1 protein-coding gene is annotated in these 1,097 nt (G+C 73.7%); it reads left to right on the top strand.

From position 1 onward, the window contains the following. Window positions 1–1,042 (top strand): ATP-binding protein (locus D8M34_RS17995; RefSeq protein ID WP_126894707.1); only part of this gene is annotated, 1,042 nt, incomplete at its 5' end. Window positions 1,043–1,097 lie beyond the last annotated feature (55 nt).

Raw genomic sequence — 1,097 nt, 5'->3', positions numbered from 1 at the left:
GCCGCCGGAGGTCATGGCCGCGCTCGGTGACAAGGCCAGGGCCAAGGCGCTGATGGCCGCGGCCGGGGTGCCCGTCCTGGCCGGCAGCGAGGGCGCGGTGACCGGGCCGGAGGAGGCCGGCACGGTGCTGAACCGGGTCGGCCTGCCGCTGATCGTGAAAGCGGTCGCCGGTGGCGGCGGCCGGGGGATGACTGTCGTGCACCGGGTCGAGGATCTCGCTCCCGCCGTCCGGCGGACCTCGGCGCAGGCACGCGCCGTCTTCGGCGACCCCGCCGTCTATCTGGAGCGCTACGTGACCGGCGCCCGGCACGTGGAGATCCAGGTGCTCGCGGACGACCACGGCGAAGTGACCGCCGTTGGCGGCCGAGACTGCTCCATCCAGCGGCGCCACCAGAAGCTGGTCGAGGAGGCGCCGGTGCCGGGACTCCCGGCCGAGCTGGGCGAGCGGATCGCGGCAGCGGCGACCGCGGGAATGCGCGCGGTGGGATTCCGCGGGGCCGGAACCGTGGAGTTCCTGCTCACCGACGGCGGGGAGTTCTCGTTCCTCGAGGTGAACAGCAGGATCCAGGTGGCGCACCCGGTCACCGAGATGACCACCGCGCTGGACCTCGTCCAGCAGCAACTGCTCATAGCCGCGGGCGAGCGGGGACCCGGCCCGGTCACCGCCCCGTCCGGGGCGGCCATCGAGTGCCGGATCAACGCCGAGGACCCGGATCGGGCCTGCGCACCGACACCGGGCCGGATCGAGCGGCTCATGCTGCCCGGTGGCCCCTTCACCCGGGTCGACTCGCACGTAGGAGCGGGCGACGAGATCGGGCCCCACTACGACTCGCTCCTGGCCAAGATCGTGACCTGGGGTCCCGACCGCGAGTCGGCTCGCCGCAGAATGCTCCGCGCGCTGGACGAGACGGTGGTGACCGGGCCGGGCTTGAGTACGACGGTCGGTTTCTTGAGCGGGATCCTGGACGCCCCCGACTTCCGGGCGGCCCGGCACACCACCGCCACGCTGGACTCGCGGCCGGTCCCGGCCGGCATGCGGTGAGCGCCAGCGGCGCGGTCGTCGTACTCGGGGCGTCCGGGTACCTCGGCTCGCACGT

Origin of the sequence: Microbacterium sp. HSID17254, from assembly GCF_003989315.1 — a bacterium.
Classification (GTDB): domain Bacteria; phylum Actinomycetota; class Actinomycetes; order Actinomycetales; family Microbacteriaceae; genus Microbacterium.
This window is presented reverse-complemented; position numbering and strand designations above follow the sequence as displayed.